General features: G+C 53.4%; 16 protein-coding genes and 3 pseudogenes. 7 read left to right on the top strand and 12 right to left on the bottom strand.

Annotated features, from left to right (window positions below; genetic code table 11):
• Positions 1 to 7 precede the first annotated feature (7 nt).
• The 8 genes and pseudogenes from OVO38_RS06200 to OVO38_RS06170 all read right to left on the bottom strand — a co-directional run.
• Positions 8 to 574 (bottom strand): annotated as a pseudogene (locus OVO38_RS06200) (transposase); the annotation flags it as partial.
• A gap of 285 nt (positions 575 to 859) precedes the next feature.
• A complete protein-coding gene (locus tag OVO38_RS06195) occupies positions 860 to 1285 on the bottom strand; it encodes a single-stranded DNA-binding protein (protein ID WP_068801519.1) in 426 nt (141 codons plus the stop codon).
• Between the two features lie 62 nt (positions 1286 to 1347).
• Positions 1348 to 1551, bottom strand: a complete 204-nt coding sequence (locus OVO38_RS06190; protein ID WP_267208000.1) for a hypothetical protein — start codon at positions 1549 to 1551, stop codon at positions 1348 to 1350.
• A gap of 57 nt (positions 1552 to 1608) precedes the next feature.
• A pseudogene (locus tag OVO38_RS12470) lies at positions 1609 to 2199 on the bottom strand (ABC transporter ATP-binding protein); the annotation flags it as partial.
• 365 nt (positions 2200 to 2564) lie between these two features.
• A pseudogene (locus OVO38_RS12465) lies at positions 2565 to 3051 on the bottom strand (ATP-binding cassette domain-containing protein); the annotation flags it as partial.
• A 20-nt stretch (positions 3052 to 3071) separates the two neighbouring features.
• Complete coding sequence (locus OVO38_RS06180; protein WP_035010177.1) at positions 3072 to 3863, bottom strand: ABC transporter permease subunit; 792 nt, start codon at positions 3861 to 3863, stop codon at positions 3072 to 3074.
• Positions 3860 to 4807 (bottom strand): ABC transporter permease, encoded by a 948-nt coding sequence (locus OVO38_RS06175; protein ID WP_035010180.1) that lies wholly within the window; start codon positions 4805 to 4807, stop codon positions 3860 to 3862. Before OVO38_RS06175 ends, OVO38_RS06180 begins: the two co-directional genes overlap by 4 nt.
• 1 nt (position 4808) lies before the next feature.
• Complete coding sequence (locus tag OVO38_RS06170; protein ID WP_267207999.1) at positions 4809 to 6305, bottom strand: ABC transporter substrate-binding protein; 1497 nt, start codon at positions 6303 to 6305, stop codon at positions 4809 to 4811.
• 209 nt (positions 6306 to 6514) lie between these two features.
• On the opposite strand from OVO38_RS06170, the gene OVO38_RS06165 reads away from it, so the two are divergent.
• The 7 genes from OVO38_RS06165 to OVO38_RS06135 all read left to right on the top strand — a co-directional run bounded on the left by OVO38_RS06165 (position 6515) and on the right by OVO38_RS06135 (position 13958).
• A complete protein-coding gene (locus tag OVO38_RS06165; RefSeq protein ID WP_267207998.1) occupies positions 6515 to 7474 on the top strand; it encodes a TauD/TfdA family dioxygenase in 960 nt (319 codons plus the stop codon).
• Positions 7471 to 8463: an ornithine cyclodeaminase gene (locus OVO38_RS06160; RefSeq protein ID WP_046648446.1), complete on the top strand. Its 993-nt coding sequence runs from the start codon at positions 7471 to 7473 to the stop codon at positions 8461 to 8463. Before OVO38_RS06165 ends, OVO38_RS06160 begins: the two co-directional genes overlap by 4 nt.
• Entirely contained in the window at positions 8457 to 9845 is a 1389-nt protein-coding gene (locus OVO38_RS06155; RefSeq protein ID WP_076772194.1) for an alanine racemase, read from the top strand. The genes OVO38_RS06160 and OVO38_RS06155 overlap by 7 nt, the downstream gene beginning before the upstream one ends.
• Before the next feature lie 18 nt (positions 9846 to 9863).
• On the top strand, positions 9864 to 10925 hold the full coding sequence (locus OVO38_RS06150; protein WP_035011700.1) for a PLP-dependent cysteine synthase family protein: 1062 nt from the start codon (positions 9864 to 9866) through the stop codon (positions 10923 to 10925).
• Positions 10907 to 12361 (top strand): MATE family efflux transporter, encoded by a 1455-nt coding sequence (locus OVO38_RS06145; protein ID WP_046648445.1) that lies wholly within the window; start codon positions 10907 to 10909, stop codon positions 12359 to 12361. The genes OVO38_RS06150 and OVO38_RS06145 overlap by 19 nt, the downstream gene beginning before the upstream one ends.
• 74 nt (positions 12362 to 12435) lie before the next feature.
• Positions 12436 to 12702, top strand: a complete 267-nt coding sequence (locus OVO38_RS06140; RefSeq protein ID WP_070762363.1) for a hypothetical protein — start codon at positions 12436 to 12438, stop codon at positions 12700 to 12702.
• Between the two features lie 21 nt (positions 12703 to 12723).
• A protein-coding gene (locus OVO38_RS06135; RefSeq protein ID WP_192816336.1) for an IS3 family transposase occupies positions 12724 to 13958 on the top strand; the annotation gives its coding sequence in 2 pieces (ribosomal slippage) (positions 12724 to 13012 and positions 13012 to 13958; 1236 coding nt in all).
• Positions 13959 to 14142: 184 nt separating this feature from the next.
• Here OVO38_RS06135 and OVO38_RS06130 read toward each other — a convergent pair.
• The 4 genes from OVO38_RS06130 to OVO38_RS06115 form a co-directional block, all read right to left on the bottom strand.
• A complete protein-coding gene (locus OVO38_RS06130) occupies positions 14143 to 15162 on the bottom strand; it encodes a DUF4192 domain-containing protein (RefSeq protein WP_095279003.1) in 1020 nt (339 codons plus the stop codon).
• Positions 15163 to 15360: 198 nt separating this feature from the next.
• Positions 15361 to 15777 (bottom strand): hypothetical protein, encoded by a 417-nt coding sequence (locus tag OVO38_RS06125; RefSeq protein ID WP_133065265.1) that lies wholly within the window; start codon positions 15775 to 15777, stop codon positions 15361 to 15363.
• On the bottom strand, positions 15767 to 16339 hold the full coding sequence (locus OVO38_RS06120) for a recombinase family protein (protein WP_095279001.1): 573 nt from the start codon (positions 16337 to 16339) through the stop codon (positions 15767 to 15769). Before OVO38_RS06120 ends, OVO38_RS06125 begins: the two co-directional genes overlap by 11 nt.
• Before the next feature lies 1 nt (position 16340).
• Positions 16341 to 19502 carry a type I restriction endonuclease subunit R, EcoR124 family gene (locus OVO38_RS06115; RefSeq protein ID WP_267207997.1) on the bottom strand — a complete coding sequence of 1054 codons (3162 nt, stop codon included), beginning with the start codon at positions 19500 to 19502 and terminating at the stop codon, positions 16341 to 16343.
• Between the last annotated feature and the right edge of the window lie 3 nt (positions 19503 to 19505).

Genomic DNA, 19505 nt, shown 5'->3' with positions numbered 1-19505 from the left:
GTTGGTTCTAGGCTGCTGCGGCCTCCTGGACTGTGGAGATGTCTCGGTAGAGCTCGCCGTTTCGCATCATGGCGAAGAGAACGTTGAGGCGCCGGCGTGCGAGTGCGACGACTGCGGCGTTGTGTCTTTTGCCTTCTTTGCGTTTTCGTTCATAGAATTGCCGGGAACGCTCGTGGAATCTGATCGATGCAAAAGACGATTGCCATAGGGCGTTCTTTAATTTTTTGTTGCCAGCCCGGTTAGGCGAATTCGACATGATAGACGTTCCTGACTGATTCGTCCGCGGTGATAGCCCTGCATAGGATGCTAGGTGCGCTGCATCGGGGAAGTCGGACATATCGCCAACAGTCATGAGGATCTGCGCTGCGCTACGCGGGCCGATACCAGGCATGGATAAAAGAATCTCGGTCTGCGGAATGTCCTGAATCAGCTTGAGTACCTGCGCTTCGATTTCTTTACGATGCTCGAGTTTGGTTAGTGCATCTGTGGCGGACATTGCTACGCCAAGTTCGGCGTATTCTGCGCCGGCAATGGATACGGTCTGTTCGTGGATGGCAGCAAGCATGGCATCGATGGCTTTAGGCCAAGGCGAAATAAACATCATGGTCCACGGCCCAAGCAGCATAGCTAACCCCTAACATGTCTACTTTTCGGGAGACAGGCCCGTACCTAACGAAAAGACATGTACACAGTGGGTAAAACAACACGCGTACTGCACTGTGTAGTGGTTAGCGAAATGGCGGTACGTGATGAGGGGTGCCCACTCCTTACCGTCGACGCTCCGGCGCCGTACAGACCCGGCATCCCCAGTATTTTGAAGAAAAGATAACCCCGCAGGTTTCCCTGCGGGGTTTCGGTACTAGAACGGTGTCTCATTGGTGCCAGCGCCTGCCAGTGCGGCTGCCGCAGCGTCGTTGCCTCGACGGGCAGCACGCGCCGCAGACTCAGCCTTAGAGTCGATGAGCTGCACAGTATCAATTCGTGCGACCAGCGGGTAGTGCTTCACGCCTTCCTTGTCGGTAAAGACATCGGTTTTCAGCGAGTAGCTCACTGCAATGCGATCTCCGGCATGAATGCAGCTAAAGACGCCGGGGTTATCAGCGTCCTTGACGTAGCCGGTCAGCTCAACCATCTCGGACTCAACCTCGCCGGTGGACTTGTTTTTGAAGGCGTTGCGCGCATAGACATTGAGTTTCACCGTTGCGCTGCCGTTTGCGTGCTCGAACAGCTTGGGAGCGCGTGCTGCATTGCCGGTGATGACGCCTGCGTTGAATGGGTTGGACATTAGTTTTCTCCTTATGAGTAGTTGACTGTGTAGTCTTTCGATTTTGTGTTTGAGCAGTGGTTTTACCGCTGCTGCTGTGCCGTGTTAGAGCACGACTCAGGGAAGGCTGGCCCCTCTGCTTCCAGGTCGCGCAGTTCCTGCGTTGAACCCGGGTCAGCTTCCTCGCCGTCGATGCCGTCTGCGAGCATGTAGAGCAGTTCTAGGTCCGTGTGCGTGTAGTCGCGCATGATGATGGTGCTGAAGCACATCCCGCGCCCGATCTTCAAGATGCTGCCTATTTAAGGTCTGGAGGGGACCAAGGCCCGAATAGCAGGGCTTTGGTCTCAACCCACAGCTGCAGTTCCAATTGGGATAACCGTGGAGCAATACGATTGCAGCAGCTCATCATCGTGACTGACTAGAACTATGCCCATTCCCTCGCTGTTGAGTTCTTGCAGAACGCTCATCACTTTGGTCGCTGCTTGATAATCAAGCGCCGAGGTAATTTCATCGCAGAGCAGGAGCTTTGGGCGCACGGCTAGAGCACGTGCGATTGCAACACGCTGCCTCTGCCCTCCAGAGAGTCCACTTGGCTTACGCTGTGCGAGCTGCTTATCGATACCGACTTTATCGAGTAAATCTATTGCCGCTCGGCGTGCGTCACGGCGTCCCCTTACCGACACCCGGGCTGCACGCTCTACGGCATCGAGCGCGGTCATTTTCGGGTTCAACGTAGAGGCAGGATCCTGCGGAACTATCTGCATCATCAAACGATTCTTCCGTGGCCATGTACGCTTAGCTTCACGAGTTACACCAGCACATTCAATCTCACCCGACTCTGCGTGGTTTAGCCCGATTAGGCACCGAAGTAGTGTCGACTTTCCGCTTCCCGACGGTCCCTTGACCCCAACCATAGTGCCACGCTGTACAGCGAAAGAGAGGCCCTGAAAAAGAGTCACGCGTTCATTATTCACGCAGCTCAGGTTGGAAACTCTTAAGACTGGAGACGCGCCCGCCCCTGCCCCCGCCCCCGGCATAGATTCACCAATCGAGGCTTTGGAGAGTTCTGTGACCTGGATGCCTTTCGTTACTGAACGCGGGCTGTGGCCAGAAGTCGTCTCTACACTCTGGCGTTCCACGCGCTGGGTGATCGAATCGCTTTTTTCCGTTCCATTCCCGACAGCCACGACCGAGTCAATGCAAATCGCAAGCTTAGGAACCTGGTGGGCGGTGAAAATGACCGTAACGCCACTATCCGCGAGGCCTCTTAGCAGATGAGCGATTACCGTCGAAGTATCGGAGTCAAGGCCGGCGAAGGGCTCATCAAGAGCGATGGCTTCAGGCGAACGCGATAGTGCCCGAGCCAGTGCCACCCGTCGCTGCTGTCCACCAGAAAGCTGGTGAATACGTCGGGAAGCAATGCTGGCTGGAAGATCTACACGCTGCAGCAACGCTGCAACGTCGGCCGCTGGAGCTAGCTCCCGGAGCATCCGGGCTACTGACATCAATGGTGGCAACTCGGCGCCCGGATCCTGTCCTACGAAAGCAATGTGCTCACGGCGAAAATGAGCTAATTCACATGATGAAAGCTCCAGCGGGTTTACATCTCGCCACTCACTGGACTCGACAGAAACCTCACCAATTACTTCCGATCTCTCCGGTACCGCACCAATCAATGCCTTTAAAAGTGAGGTCTTCCCGGAGCCGCTCACCCCAGTTAAAACCGTAATTTCACCCGCTCGGGCAGTGAGCACTGTACGGGGTAGGATAACGTGCCCGCTTTGCATCACGGAAATATCTACATCAATCACGAGCTCGGCACATCCTTCGGTTCCTTCTGCCTCCCATTAATCAGGGCCACTACAGCAATCGATGTCGCTGCCAACGCGGCGGCTGGTGCAAGTACTGACCAGGGGTTCAGTGATATTCCACTCGCGTTATCCCGCACCATCGCTGACCATGCAAACTCACCGAGGCTTCTCCCGACCCCAAGGAAGCTCGCCGTAGCCAGCACATACAGCGCTTCGATAATGCGAAGACTCCATACCGAACGAAGTACTGCGGAAATATTGGGAATGATGTCCCGCAAGATTATCGAGACGGTCGATACGCCACTGCCCAGCGCAGCCTGAACATAACCAGCGTTAGCAACGGGATAGGTGGCGGTGGCGACCACACGGGCAGCATAAGGCGTACCCACCACAACCGAAACACCAATAAGCGCTGGTAGCCCACCATTGGGATACAAGACTGCGGTTAAAAGCAAAAGAATTACTGCGGGCACCAAGATGGTGACATCCGCCACTGCTTCAATAAAGAAGCCCAGTTTTGGCTTTAGCGACCCCAAGATACCGAATAGAGCGCCAAATGCCGTGGTCAAAGAACCGACGATAATTGCAGTTACGACCAAGGACCGGCCACCGACAAGCACTGCAGCGCCCACGCTTCTCCCCAGGTGTTCTGTTCCTAGGAAACCCTCCTCGTTACCGTTAGCGAAGGGCACGCCATGCGCCGACAGTTCAATGCCAAACAAACCAGCAGCGACCGGTCCGCCTAACACTAGGGCGATAAAGGCCCCCGCTAAAAACCTTCGAATCATAGTTGCACCTTCGGGGTGAATGCGACTTTTATTGCATCTGCCACAGTCAGCAACACCAATATGATCGCCCCTGTTACAGCAAGTACGGCAAGAATCACCGAGATATCCCGTTGCGCGACTGCATTAGACACCAAAAGCCCCACTCCAGGATGGTTAAATAACGCTTCGACTGTGACTGTCCCTGCTACCAAAACACCTGCTGTTGTAGCCATTGAAGTAGCAAATGTCGGTGCGGATAGCGGCAGGATATGTCGAAGTGCCAGCTGATTTCCCACGATTCCGTTTAGCTCAGCATTGCGGACCGCAGTGTTGTGAGAAGCATCCTCGAACGCTGCGAAAAGCATTCTCGAATTCCAGGCCGCCTGAGGAATTACCAGCGCCATAACCGGTAATGCGTACATACTTATCTGGGTTGGCAAGCCTTCCGCGGTGATAGTGACCGCGGGAAACCAACCAAGCCAGAGAGAGAATACCGCTACCAGAAACACACCAACGACAAACTCTGGTAGCGCAATTAATGCCACTGTCGATCGGTCAATAATGTGCGAAATCCAGGGTTTTTCAGCACGTGAAGCCCAAAAAATGGCGATTGCTACCGAAAGAACAGCAGTGACTAAAAATGCCATACCAGTTGTTGCCAGCGTCACAGGCAGCGCTGAACTCAGCAGATTAATAATCGGTACTCCGTTTACGGAAGTACCAAAGTCGCCCGCAAACGCACTTCCCAGCCAGCTCAGGAAGCGGGCCATAAGCGGCTTATCAAGATTCAGGTTTCTTTCTAGCGCTGCCAGAGCTTCCGGGGTCCGGTTTGCGCCCAAGATTGCGGAGGCAGCATTACCGGGCAGCCAATCAATCGCTACAAAAACAAGTCCGAGAACTGCGAAAAGTAAGCCTCCACGAATTATCAGCCGAGGAATAAGCCAACGCGCGATTTCCGCTGGCACACTAAGCCTTCTGGACGGTTTCAAGAAGGACACGACCATAGCCTGGAGCCTTAGGCAGACCACTCAAATTAGCTCTCGCAATATCGACTCCGTCAGATGCACCCCAGACCAGATACCCGGATCGCTCGAACTCAATCTTCTGCAGCTGGCGGCTTAGCTGGTTAATTCTCTCAGTATCGGTGCTTTCCAGTACCTGGTCATAGATCTCGTTGAATTCAGCATCATCAAATGCGGTCTCATTAGAGGCCGCGTCACCGTCGAGAACCTTCCCGGCGAAGAAGAGCACGGAATCGTTAGTTCCCCAATAGCCACAATATAGGTCTGCCTTGGTCCATGTCTCGTCGTAGAAAGTACCCGAATCCTGCTCCACTACATTGAGAGTCATGCCGATTTCTTTCACCTGATCAGCGATAACCTTCATCGCCTCTACTTGACCCGGAGCCTCAGGGGTAACGTACAAGTCATACGTTTTCTCAAGGTCAAAATCTGCCTCTTGGAGGAGATTCTTCGCTTTCACAACGTCACGCTTACGCACTAACGAAGAATCCAGGTTCGAATCTGCCGTTCCAAGAATGTCGTTTGCAGGGGTTCCATAACCGGAGAGAGCTCGTTGGATGATTTGCTCCCGATCAACTGCAAGGCGCAGCGCCTGACGAACTTTCACATCTGAGAAAGGCCCATCTGAGGTACGCATGATTAGTGGAATAACCGAGTCATTCATCCGGCGCACAATCTTTATATCTTCATTTCCTTCGACGGATCGGGCCGCAATAGGACCCGCAGCTTGAGCTAAGTCAATTTGCCCGGACAACAGCGCATTAGTCATTGCGGTGGAGTCTTCAAATGGAATGACATGGACCTCAGCAACTCCTGCTACTGTTCCGTGATAGTTATCGAAACGCTTGAGCTTAGCAGAACCATTTTCCCAACTGACCAGCTGGAACGGCCCCGATCCAATGGGCTTTTCAGCAGAAGAACCCTTCTTCATCACGAAGGTCATCAATCGCGCAAGCATCGGAAGCTGTGAATTCGGTTCCGCAGTTTCCATCACAACGACGTTGGCTCCAGCAGCACGAATGCTATCAGGCATCACTGGAAGCCGGAATGAGTTTTCCTCATCCGAAAGCATCTTCTTCAACGACCACACGACATCTTCAGATGTGACCGAGGAACCATCATGGAAGGTAGCGCCGTCGGCAATCATAAATTCCCACTCAGTCGGATTATTCTGTTTCCATTCCTGCATCAGGCGTGGCACTACAGTTTCTTTCTCGCCCGGCACCGTCAGAGCCTCCCAGATCAGGGAGCTAATAAGCATATCTGAACCATTAGGCAAAAGCTGGTAAGGGTCTCGTTGAGCGCTTGCCGCTTTCCCGAGAGCCCCAACACGCAGCACATTAACGTTTTCGACTTCATCCCCACTGGCAGCCCCATCCCCTGCCGTCGACTCTCGTGACGTACACGCCGTCAGAAAAGTGCCTGTCCCAATAACTGCCATTGCAGCGAGGAATTGGCGTCAAGAAAAATTGGTCATGATGGTTCCTTAATCTCTAAGAAAGACTGCCCACAGGAGAAAAGACATTACTAACAACTACAGCAGCAGTAAAGCTTAGGCAAGCCTACTAACGAAATTCTTTTAAGAATAATTATCTAGGTCACCCTTTACAGCATAGGTTACCCTCACCTAATCTCTTTGTCAAGCAGAATTTGCACCTGAGCCAAGAACTCTCACACAGGATCGTTAAAGCTGCCGACGAACTGGCTGCGACACAGAAGATTAACTCTCCCGACTCGTACAATGCCATCAATCATCTTTTGACTGATGAGCTGGAGGAACTGAAAGAACTAATTCTGCTCTCCCCTACTGCCCATGCCACTTCCATCCATGGACTTCCCTTCCCTGCAGTTCACGGACCTACCCCAGCCACGTGGCAGGAATGCGTTGGCAAGGTCCGAACCTGGAGATTCGTTCTTGCGATTATCGCTAGCGCTGTCGGTCGCCCATTCGGATGGTTCGGACAGCAGAAAGGCCGTATCACCACAGACTTGGTGCCGACCCGCGGCCAGGAGAACCAGCAAGTTGGCGCCAGCAGCAACACCACATTGACTCTGCACACGGAAGATGCTTTTCATCCGCGGCGCGCGACGCACTTCGCTTTATTTGGTCTTCGTAACCCCAAAAATGTCGGCACTACGCTGGCCCCCATCGATGAAGCATGGCATCTACTCGATGTAGATTCGAAAAAAATTCTAACCGGGGACGGAGCCATCATTATTCCAGATGCATCTTACGGTGATTACGAATATGCAGCTCCTACTGCCATGACATCAATCTGGAAAACTGATGGCAATTTAGGCATGAGGTTTGACCCCGCCTACACAGACAAAAATTCTGGAACCTTACAGTGGTGGGAGGCATTTGAGAAGCTTCAACAGGCTCTTCACACTGTCACCTATACGGTGCCTATAAAGCCAGGTCAGATGGTCATCATCAACAATGACCGATGCGCCCACGGACGAGTACCTTTCGTAGCCAACTACGACGGGACCGACCGCTGGATGCTACGCATCAACATTATGGGAACCAAAAACACACGCCCCATCAATGAAATCAACGAACCCGGCTACGGCCAACACATCCGATTTATGGATGGTGAAATCCTATGAAACAGCGAACTAACCTGACCGTCCTCAGCAGATCAGAATTAGCTCAAATAAAAATTTCACCCGAGTCCGTACTCGAGTCGGTGAAATCCGCTCTCATCGAGCTCGACCAGCCAGGAACTCTGTGCCCAGGGAAAATCAAAGTTGAAGTACCTGAAAGCGTGAGTTACTCGATGGTCGGCAGAAGTCGTTCTTCAAATTCCGTCGGATTCAAGACTTCCTATACCCATTGGAGCAAAACTCACCAACAAAGCGCCAGGGATAGAAGCTATTACACGACCCTCACACTGTACGACGATTCCAGCGGATATCCTATTGCACTTCTCGACGGCGCTGCGGCAGGAACTCTCAGAACCCCGGCAGTCTCAGCGCTATTGGCACAGTATGCTGGTGCAATTCCTCAGAGCGCTCTCATCATCGGTTCGGGAACCCAAGGACAAAACGCAGCCCCTTTTCTCCTTGAAACCTTTGAAACATTAAACACGATTTATCTCGCCGGCAGCCACAGCGTGGGACTAGAGAAAGGCGCCAAGATTGCATCAACAGCAGCAGTGAAGCTTGGCCGAAAAATAAGAATCAAGATTGTAGACGATCCTACAACTGTGAGTTCAAACTGTGATCTCATTATCGGGGCCGCTGGACCTGAGACTCGTTGTACTGTCACAGCATCCGATATTCCCCGGCACGCAACCGTCGTTGTTGTGGGCTACGGAATCGCCCCTGATATCTGTCATCAAGCGAGCAGAGTCATCACGACGAGTATCGAACAGATGAATGTTACCGGTCGCGATTACGCTGACACCGATGGTCGGTTGCCGAATGTCCATGCCGAACTATCCGATTTGCTCCGCAAAGGGCGCAAACTGCCTCGTATTGACGAAACTACGTTTTGCTATAACAGCGGACTAGTTCTAACCGATATCGCTGTCGGCCAAATCCTCGCCAAGGAAGGTCTTAAGCAGGGATTCGGGACGGAGATATCCCTGTGGTAAGTGCCATATCATGCAAGATTGATGTTCCAAGCTGGCAAACGGCTCTGATTGGCTCAGGGAAACTTGACTTCATTGCTGAGCTTTCCGACACCCCTTTTCATGTCCTTTGCCCAAACCAATTTGCTCAAACACTTTCAGCCTGGCATACAACCGCTAAGGAAGTCGGCATTAAATTCGGTATCCGGTTTGGCAAAAAGGCAAATAAGTCCGCGCACTTCAGTCGCGAGATAGCACTGAGTGCTCTTCGTGGTTTCGACAGTGGAATCGATGTCGCCAGCGTCGAAGAGTTCCAATCATCTCTGGCCGCTGGTGTACCAGGAAATAAATTAATCATTACTGGTGCTACACCGAGTCGAGAACTTATCCATTTGGCAGTTTGCCACGATGCAACTCTAACGATTTCCAATGAAGTAGATTCAAGAATAATTTCCCAATTTGTCGACGAAATCGATACGCCTAATCAGCTCCGAGTTCTTCTCCGGATTGCGAACCAAACCCCCTCCACACGGTTTGGTATGAGCATCGATACCGCCTTGTCTCTAACCGCTCGTCTTAGCCAAGGCCGTGCCAACATCGAAATTACCGGCCTAAGTTTCCACTGCAACGGTTATGACCTCCACGAGAGGATAAACATGTCGCATCTGGCAATCGACACCCTACTCAAGGTGCGCTCCCTGTCTCCACGGGCCGACACTATTTCCATTGGAGGTGGATTTCCCACAAGCTCAGTCGAGTATGGAGTCTGGCGAAACCTGCAATCTCGACTAAAAAACGAAATGTTCATAGATTCGGATAAACCTAAAGACCAATATCCGTTCGGATCACCTTTATCCGGACAATACTCACTACGGTTTATAGCTAATCAACATCGCCCACTGACACGTCGAGATATGGAGTCCACTCGACGCAGCTCGGACTCCATGGCTCAGCGCGCTCATCGTCACAACATAAAGATTTTGGCAGAGCCTGGACGGTCTTTATGCCAGTTCGCGGGTGCTAGTTTCTTTCCTGTTCTTTCGTGTCACGCATTGCCCAATGCTGCACGGACAGTAACTGTCGTACGTGGAACTAGTCTCAGCCTCTCAGAGCAATGGTTCAACTCGGAGTATTATCCGGACCCATACCTTGTGCGCAACGGAGTCATTATCGACTCGGGAGTAGCTACCGCAACAGCAGTTTCCGGATCAACGTGCTTAGACAGCGATTATCTCAGCAAAAGAATGATTCAACTCCCCGACAGGCCTCGACCTGGAGATTTCCTAGTCTATCCCGACACAGCCGGGTATCAAATGGACTCGAACGAGTCTGCTTTCCACGGATATCGGATTCCTCAGAAATACGCCTTTAATCCTGTCACCATGACCATCACGGAAGATCGCTAGAACAGAGGCCAAATAAAGATGCCAAAAAGAATTTATACGCAGATGTCTCAACTCATTGGCAATACTCCTCTGTTCGAGCTTGTCTGTACGCCCCAGAAAAGTCGCGTTTTGCTTAAGCTCGAGCAATTCAACCCAACTGGAAGTGCGAAAATCCGGATGGCCCAGTCGATGATTAAGGCGGCAGAGCAGGATAACCGACTTCAAGAGCATGGCACTATCGTTGAATCGACTTCCGGTAATACTGGACAGGGCTTAGCACTTCTTGCACTTGAGCGCGGATACGACTTCGTAGCAGTCGTCGATAATCATTCTTGTAAAGATAAATTGAACTCCATGCGTGCAATGAATGCACAGATGTGCTTCGTTTCCAATCAAGATGACGATTCGCTCGCCACATCGGCTAGAGAAAACCATGCTGAGGAGCTCGGCAAACAACACGGCTGGGTATTCATGAAGCAGCATGACAATGTCGCAAACTCGATGGGTTATTACCCTGCAGCTGATGAAATTTTGAATGATCTTGGGGAAAGTCCGACTCATATCATTAGTGCCGTAGGCACAGGTGGAAGCCTCTTTGGAGTTACTGAACGTCTCCATCAATTGGGACACCGTCCCACTATTATAGGCGTCGAACCGGAAGGTTCCATTGCATTCGGTGCTCCTGGACACGACTATTGGCAATCTGGAACGGGCACCCCCGAAGGTGCAGTTATCGGCACTTCAGTTCGCTACGACTTACTCGACTACGGAGCAAAGGTATCCGACAAAGCAGCTTTCGCTGCATGCCGAACAATCGGAAAGCACATGGGGCTTCTACTGGGAGGATCTGCTGGCGGAGCCGTAATAGCAGCCCTCGAGCTCCTGCCGGGCTTTCCCGCTGGCTCTACATCGTTGACCATGGTGTGCGATGGAGGGGAAAAGTATCTAGATACCGTATTCAACGATGAGTGGATGTCCGAACGTGGTTTACTCGATGTCGCCCTCGAGGACAAAATTTGGGAACAAGTTATGTCATTGCGCGCTGGGGAAAGCCCAATTTCGCTAAATTCAACACGAGTTTCATGGTCGAAGGAAAAGTAGTGCCCGGAGCTACCTCTCAGAAACTAAACCGCCAGATTTTGGCGTTGTCTCTTCCCCTTGCCGGCACACAGCTTGCGAATATCGCAATTTCAACCACCGACACTTTCATGATGGGCCAACTTAGCCTCGGGGCTCTTGCTGGCGGAGGTTTGGCAGTTGTGTGGTTTAACCAGATACGCACAATGGCCGTGGGCCTATTAACACCGCTGGGCAATAGAATTGCGTCGGCTCATTCACTCTACGAAAGCAAATCTCGCGAGCGAGCGGACTCCGAACTATCTGCCGCTACGCTGCAACGCGAAATTCGCAACCTCTCACGCGCCGGCTGGCTATTAGCAACTGTCAGCGGTCTAGTGGGAGCACTGGTTCTGATGGCGATTGCCTACGCCCTACCGTTTTTCGGCCAGTCCGCTGAGATTAGTTCCGCAGCCACTTCCATGATGTGGTTGCTCGCGCCAGGTCTTGTTCCTTGTTTGTGGTTCCAAGTCTCCCGTCAGTTTTGTGTAGGCCTCGGCAAACCAAAATCGCTACTACACATAACCGTGGCGATGATCGTAGTGAATGCAGCGTTGAACTACGCGCTCGGTTTTGGATTCGGGCCGTTTCCTGCATTGGGTCTGCTAGGCATTGGACTGTCCACCACACTGGTTCATTTATTGTCGGCCCTAATTTATCTGCGAATCACCATCCGAGATCCCGACCTCTCAACTTTTCTTGCCCTCGATTTCTGGAGTGCCGACGGAGACACGATGCACGGAAGGCTCCGTCACCTCGTCCGCACTCAGCTTCGTCTGGGGCTTCCAGTCTCAGCAACCTACGGAGCCGAAGCGGGCATGTTTTCTGTGCTGGCGATGGTCATGGGATCCTTTGGCACAGAAGCACTCGCAGCGCACAACGTCGTCTATCAAATAACCTTTATTGTTTTCCAGATTGGTGTTGGGTTCTCCCACGGCAGCTCTATTCTTGTGAGTCGCGCTTGGGGTCTGAATGACAACTCCCTTGCACGCCAAGTCGGCATTCGAACTCAAACGATGATGGCTGCCATCGTTGCTGTTGCTTCCGTCAGCTTTCTTTGCGCTCCCCGCCTCGTACTTTCCCCATTTATAAGCAGCTCCGAGAAATCCAATGCCACCGAGACATTAAGCATCGCATTGGGGTTGTTGGCTATTGGCGCAGTGATGGAATTTGTCGATACTGCACAAAACATAGCTATCGGTCTCCTGCGCGGGATTAGCGACACCACTACTGGTTTGAAGGCATCCCTCACTGGTTATTGGATTATAGGTTTGCCAGCTGCTTTAATACTTGCTTTTCCCATCGGTCTAGGGCCTCACGGGGTGTGGTGGGGATTGGTCATCGGGCTTGCCAGTTCTTCAATAATCCTTTGGAGAGCTTTCCTTCTCGCGACGCGTAAAGACCTTACCGTGAAACTCTAAAGAACTCGTCCCTCAAAGCGATATCCACGTCGCAGGTATCCGGTCGTTCACGTTCGTGTGCAACACTTAAAAGCATGGTTGACAAGCAGGCCGACACCTCATCATGCAGCGAAGCCCAACAGGCTTCGCCAGCTTTTGACGAAACTACAGAGTTTTCCACAAACCGGCTCGCAGGCGAGTTCACCGACGAAGACCGTTACGAGATTTTCAATGATGACCAGCTCTCCCTCAAGGCTGCCTTGATTTACCTGGTCGCAGCGCTTGTGGGCGGTTCGGTTATCGCTCTGGCGTCCTGGTTCGCCTTCCACCGCCTGAAGTGTCCCAGGTTTTGTTCCGTTTGAGTAGATGGGAAAATTTGGAACGTGCCAAGGAAATTTGACCAGGATGCGAAGGACCGTGTGGTCCGTCTTGTGGAAGACCGCATCTTGGCGGAAAATATGTCGATGCAAGCCGCGTGCCAGGCAGTAGCTCCAAAGCTGGGGGTTTCATGGCACACGGCCCGTCAATGGACTCAGCAGGCCCGCCGTGCGGGAAACATTCCAGAACCTGTGCCTGAAGATTTGGCTGCCGAGAACGCGAGGCTACGTCGTGAAAATCAAGAGCTACGCGACACTAACGAGCTGCTGAAGGCTGCCTCAGCTTTTTTCGCGTCGGAACTCGACCCAAAACGTCGGAAATGATCCGATTCATCGATGAATACCGGAATCGTTTCTCTGTCGAGTTCATCTGTAAGACGTTGAAGGATAACCGGGCTGGTGGGTTCATCACCTCGCGTGGGTATCGCCAGTCCAAGGCCCGTGGGTTAAGTGCTCGTCGCCTTCGTGATGCTGTGCTGGTCGACCGCATTAGTGCTGTTCATCGGGATAATTACGGCGTCTACGGCGTGCGGAAAATGTGGCATGCTCTCCGCCGTGACGGAATTGATATCGGTCGTGAACAAACTGCTCGGTTGATGCGCTTGGCCGGTGTTTCTGGCAAAGGCAAAGGCAGATCACCTCTCACAACCCGTAAGGCTAATGTGCCTGATCTGCGCCCGGACTTGGTCGAGCGTGAGTTCAAAGCTCAGGGCCCGAATAAACTGTGGGTGGCCGACATTACGTATGTGCGCACGAAGAAAGGCTTTGTGTACGCCGCGTTTGTCACCGACGTTTACTCTCGACGGATCGTTGGGTGGGCGTTATCAGACTCGATGCGGACGGAAGCACTGCCGCTGCAAGCTCTTAACCAGGCGATCGTGTGTGCTGAGGAAACAACAGGTCTCATTCACCATTCAGATCACGGCTCACAGTATGTCAGCGTTGTCTACAACCAGCGACTTGCCCAGCACGGGATTGCCGCTTCCACCGGAACGGTCGGGGATTCTTATGACAATGCTCTGGCAGAAAATGTTAATGGTTCCTACAAGAACGAGCTGATCCATGCTCGCAGGTGGGATGATGTTGTCGAGGTAGAAATCGCGACGTTCGAGTGGGTGTCATGGTGGAACGAGACTAGGCTCCACCAAAGCTTGGACTACCGAACCCCGGTCGAGGTCGAAACCGAATTTTGGAAGCAGAACCCGCCACAGGAAATAATAGAAATCAAGGCAAACGCCTAGGAACAAAACCCGGGGCACTTCAATGTATCTCCTTTGTGGATTTATCTTCAAACCGTTTTTTGGAGACAGCTCTGCTGTCTAGACACCGCTCCCCTAACCACAGAAGTTGACTATCTTCGCTGGTCACAGCACTAACAGAAAAGAAAACCCCACTGCAGCAATGAACTGCAACGAGGTAAGAAAATTAAGCGTCAAACAAGATGTGACGCGCCTTCACGGCCCCCTCGTACACGCTCGTAATAAGTTTGGTGCCTAAGCCCAGGTCAATGGTCCTAGCAACCAGTGCTGGAAAATTCTCCGTCTCGCTCAGCTCAGTGGCACGGTGCGCAGCCACGCCTGCTAGGCCAGTTTGTCCTGTAGCTTGCGCGAGAACAGCCACGGTGGCTGTCACTTGCGAGCGCATCCGCGCCCAGTCTCGCGGCACGGCACGCATAAGAGATTCCGCGAACTCTAGTCCCTCTTGCGGCTCGTCCAGCAGCGCTGCGAGCAGTGGATCGCGCAGTGACGGCGAGGTAAAGCATTGCAGTCCGGCGCGAATAGCTCGCGTGTTGGTCGGGGCTGAAATACCCACCGTGGCCTGCTCGTATTCACGCTGCAGCTCATAACGGAGGATAGGCTTGTCGTAGTTCTCGACATCCTCGATAATGCCCCTGTATTCGGTGTCATCGATGCCATGCTCAGTGCTATCCAGGCGTGCCTCTAACTCGTGACGCGACAACGCTGGGAGTTGTCCGGTGTCGAGAATCATCTGCTGCAGGGCGGCGGAACAGGCGACCTCACTGACTTCACCGCTGCGCGGTACTGAAAGCTCTGGTTGTTGGTGGATCGTCCACCAGCCAGTCCCGGAAGTGATCTCTGGGACCTGGACAATGGCTAGCACCGTTGGCAGCGGCGACTCCTCGCTGAGTAGGAACTTCGCCAGATCGTCTGCAGCAGATAGATCGCTGTTTACCACGTAGGCAATAACGGCGTCTGTACCAAACCGATCTGACCAGGCAGTAAACTGATCTTGATTGTTGACCAGCATCTCGACGGCATCGTCGAGATCAAGCCGGGCGAGCGGGCTGAGACTCAGTTGCGGTGAGTCTTCCTTCCTCTTGAAGAACGCAAGCACCAGCGAGTCCTGCGGGTAGAAACCCAAGATGCCTGGAACGTTGGCGAGAATATCACCGTGAGAGGTAAGAGTTTGGGAATGAGTGGACATGGCGGTGCTCCTTTGCACGAATACCGGGTGTATGAGGTCAATCCCGTATTCGGTCCGGCTCTGCCGGGCGGGTCACCGTATCCTTTACCGTGCGGCACTCCCACGTGCTCAGGGCGCCGCTAGCGCTTCCTGGTGCTTGCTCGCAGGGTGCGAGCGCTAGTGGCGCAGTCCGTGGTTAAGAAACGCCCTCGATGCGCTCTAGAACGCGGTAGATCCCCGGCCGCGAGACGCGGAATGTCCTGGTTTATCAGCTTCTGTTATCAGCTGGATAATTTTCCGAACTTTATCTTCACTACCTTCGTAGTTGTTAATCACGATCCCAAGTTGTTCTGGAAAATTGTCTTCTGGGTCTTTGAGATTACGCGGCTCCCCGGTCACTGGGTCGGCTCGATAAGGGCTTACCGGGTGCCGATCTAGATCGATAGGTTCGATATTCCGTATCTGGTAAATTGTATTCCAAAACCCACGGACAGCTGCGGCGCAAGACTTACGTGCGGCGCTGGAGCGGATCTCTTGAGAGCGTAGTCTGGACTCAATCGTCGACAGCTTACCTTTCAGTTTCCCCCACGCTCGGAATTCTTTTGTTAGTTTTTCCTGGTCATCATTAACCGTCATTACCGGTCCTTTTCAATACTCTGTAGATTGTCGGCCGTGAGACGTTGAACGCCCTGGCTACTGCGCTAACGGTCTTGCCGCCGTCGATAAGTTCTCTCGCGACTTGCGCCTGCTCATCGGTGAGCTTCGGCTTTGGCCCAGCAACTCGGCCCTGCGCGCGTGCATGCGCCACCCCCTCGCGGGTGCGCTGGATGAGCAGATCTCTTTCCCACTCCGCGAGTGAGGCCATCACGTTAAGCACAACCTTGTCAGCGGGCCTAGACGTGTCGAGCGCAGGCTCAAGTACCTTGACGTTGATGTTGCGCTCTGCCAGGTCAGCGATAGTGTTGACTGTTTCAGCCAGACTGCGGCCGAGCCTGTCGAGCCGTGTGACTACCAGGGTGTCGTTGGGGCGCATGTATGACAGCGCGCTGTCTAAACCGGGCCGTTGCCACTTGGTACCACTGATAGTGTCCGTGTAAATATGTTTCGGGTCGCAGCCTGCATCAATAAGGGAATTACGCTGAGTATCCAGCGACTGTCCCTGCTTCGATGTAGAGACGCGTGCGTATCCAATGAGCATGTCACACCTCCTCTGCCGCTGCTTCTTCGAGGTCTGCGGGAAGGTTGTGATGCAGTACGTATTCACGCAACAGTCGGTCAATGGCCGTTCGGATTTTAAAGCGCGGCAGTTTCTTTCCCGTTTGTTGATGGAAGTACTCGGCTGCAGCGTCGAGATCGACAGAATCTACGACATCATCAAAGCGGCCGTATTCGTTGATACGCGCCTCATCCACGTGTGCAGCGAGGAGGAGGCGTAGCAACTCGGGATCAACGTCGATAGCGCGCACAAGCTGGTCAATCTCGCGGTCTTGCTGTGAAAGTTTGTACTCGTTGATGTAGTCTTGCACGGACTTACCAGGCTCAAGAACAGCATCGCCGGACTGGATGTTATGGAGCCAGCGGTTCGCAAAGACCTGGTCGTCGGCGCTGAGGCGTGCGAAGCCTGCGTGTAGGTCTGAGAGCAGCTCATCGAGTTCAGCCTGTGGCAGACCTGCCTCGATAGCGCGTAAGTACTTCGTGTACTTCGCGTTGAGGTAGTCAGCGTCGATACGTGCAGTGTCAATATGCGTGATGTGGACGTTGATATCGTACGGCGGCCGATCATCACCGTCTCCCCCGCCTGGTGCTGGCTCGGGTTCACCGTCTGATGGGTCAAGCTCCTTGTAACGTGACAGCAGCGCGATGTACACCGGTTCGGTCAGTTCCACTTTAATCTTGGTGTCGGCCACCCGGTACGTGTCTTGCTCCCAGGTAAAGCCCTGGACCTGGGCTGCTTGGAGATGGTCGTAGAGTTCGGGAAGTACCTTTGCGAACTCAAGACGGTCTGCTTCATCGTCGGGCAAGCGAGAGAAGTCGTCGATGCCAGCGAAGAGTCGTTTGATGATAGTGAAGCACTGGTTGATCTGCATAAGGTGCTCATCGAGATGATCGACGAACAGCCCGAAGGGTTTATCACCGGAGTAGAGCTTCACAGCAGCATTGATGTTGCGCTGCATCGTATGAGGCTTGCGATAGTAGCGAATTGAGCCGAAAGGTTTCTCGGGGCCGAAGACACGGTTGGTACGCGAGAATGCCTGGATGATGTTCTCGTAAGCGATAACCTTGTCGAGATACAGCGTGTTCAGCCACTTCGAGTCGAAGCCAGTGAGCATCTGATCGACGACAATAAGCAGGTCAATCTGCTTGTCGTGCGTAAACGCCGGTGTGTTGTACGGTGCCTTGTGTGCCAACCGCTCAGCGATATCGCGCTTAAAGGCGTCGTGAGTCGGCATCGTAAAGTGCTGGTCAAACATCGCGTTGTAGTGTTCGAGCACCTCGATAAGGCCGTCTTCCTTCGCGAGTTGCTGCTCGCCAGTGTTATCGATGTTGGGGTCAAACAATGCCGTGACGTTCAACTGCGGGTAGGTGTCGCGGAAGATGCGGAAATACTCAATAGCCTCGATGATGGAGTGCGTGGCCAGGATTGCGTGGAAGGCGCTGTTTCGGCTTAAATGCACCCAGTGCTCAGCGATGTCTCGCGCTACGGCCGCGCGGTGTTCCGGCTGATCGTACTGCGCCATCGGAATATAGTCCTCGATGCCCTTATCATAGGACCCATCCTCGTGGAGCACACCCGCCATTGGGACCTGGGCTTTATCCATGTACTTCAGGAAGGTCTTTTCCTTCTTCGGGTCGTTAAAAGCGTCCTGCTCATCGACAGCCTTGGCTTGTTCGAGCGCGACAGATGTGCGCACGTCATGTGCGCGGTAGGTCTCAACCATCTCAGGGTCGAAACCGAGCACATTGCCATCACGGATACCGTCGGCGATGGAATAGCGATGCAGCTCATCACCGAAGATGGTGGCAGTTGTTGAATGCACCTTCTGGTTCTCATCGTGGATCGGAGTACCCGTAAAGCCGAACAGCAGCGCATCTGGCAGCGTGGTCTTGATATTCAGCAGCATGTCTCCGAAGGTGGAGCGATGTGCCTCGTCGACGATGAAGACGATGCGCTTGTCACGCAGTTTCTTTAGCACCGGCTCACGCAGCGTGTCAGCTTGCAAGTGGTGGAATTTCTGCAGCGAGGTCACGATCAGCACCGAGGTGTCGTTTGTGAGCAGCCGAAGCAGCTCGTCAGCGCTGGCGGTATCTGCAACGTCGATGGTGTCGCCGCCGTAGCTGTGGTAGTTCGCCAGCGACTGTATACCCAGTTCCACACGGTCGAGTAGAAACACCACCTTGTCGGCGTTTTTGGAGTCAGCGATCAGCTGCGCTGTTTTGAAGCTGGTGATGGTCTTGCCAGAGCCGGTGGTGTGCCAAATGTAGCCGCCCCTGTTACCACTGCCCCACTCGTGGCTTTCCACGCGGTCAGCGATCCGGTGTGCTGCAAAGTACTGGTAGGAGCGCATGACCATAAGCACGCCGGCTGCGCGGTCTGTCACCGTGTAGAAGCCGATAAGCCGGTGCGCCATCGGGATAGACAGCAGCGAGGTCACAACCGTTGGCCAATCGTTGATCGGCTCGTTATTGAAATCAGCCCAGTTGAAGAAAAAATCGGGGTTGAACTTGCCCCCAGGACCAGGATTAGCGAAGTACAGCGTCTCACTCGGCGTCATGCCGACAAAGATCTGCACCAGCGAGAACAAACCAGTAAAGACGCCCTCATGCGCGTATTTAATGATCTGGTTCGTGGCCTGCGAAACAGGAACACCAGAGCGCTTGAGTTCGAGGTGGATCACAGGCATGCCGTTGATGAGCAGCATGAGATCACCCCTGCGCTCAGGCATGAGCTTGTGCGCTGCAGTGGAGAACTTCGGCTGTCGTGCGATCTGATAATAGGACTGGCCACCGGCGATCTCGCGGCGGTCGTAGATTTTCAGACTTACCTCTTTGCCGAGGTTGTGCGCCTCAGGAGCATCGCGGGTAATAGCCACGCTGCGCCCGTTGATGAACTCGTTGAGTTGCAGCGGCGTGCGCAGCTCCGTGATCTGCTCGATGATCTGATCCATCTCTGAGGATGTCAGGGGCACATCACCGATCCGGTCCTGGTCGCGGTTGTTGTTGTAAAGGATCTGCGCCCAGTTGTCGATGAGCTGGCGCTCAGTGGGACGGTCAAGCACCTCATCCCAGCCGTGACGGCGCAGCATGGCGACAACGTCGTCCTCGAAGAGGGCTTCGTCTGTGTACGTCAGTGGAGTAGTCATGGT

The sequence above is a fragment of the Corynebacterium sp. Marseille-P8863 genome (assembly GCF_946902955.1).
Lineage (GTDB): Bacteria > Actinomycetota > Actinomycetes > Mycobacteriales > Mycobacteriaceae > Corynebacterium > Corynebacterium gottingense.
This window is presented reverse-complemented; position numbering and strand designations above follow the sequence as displayed.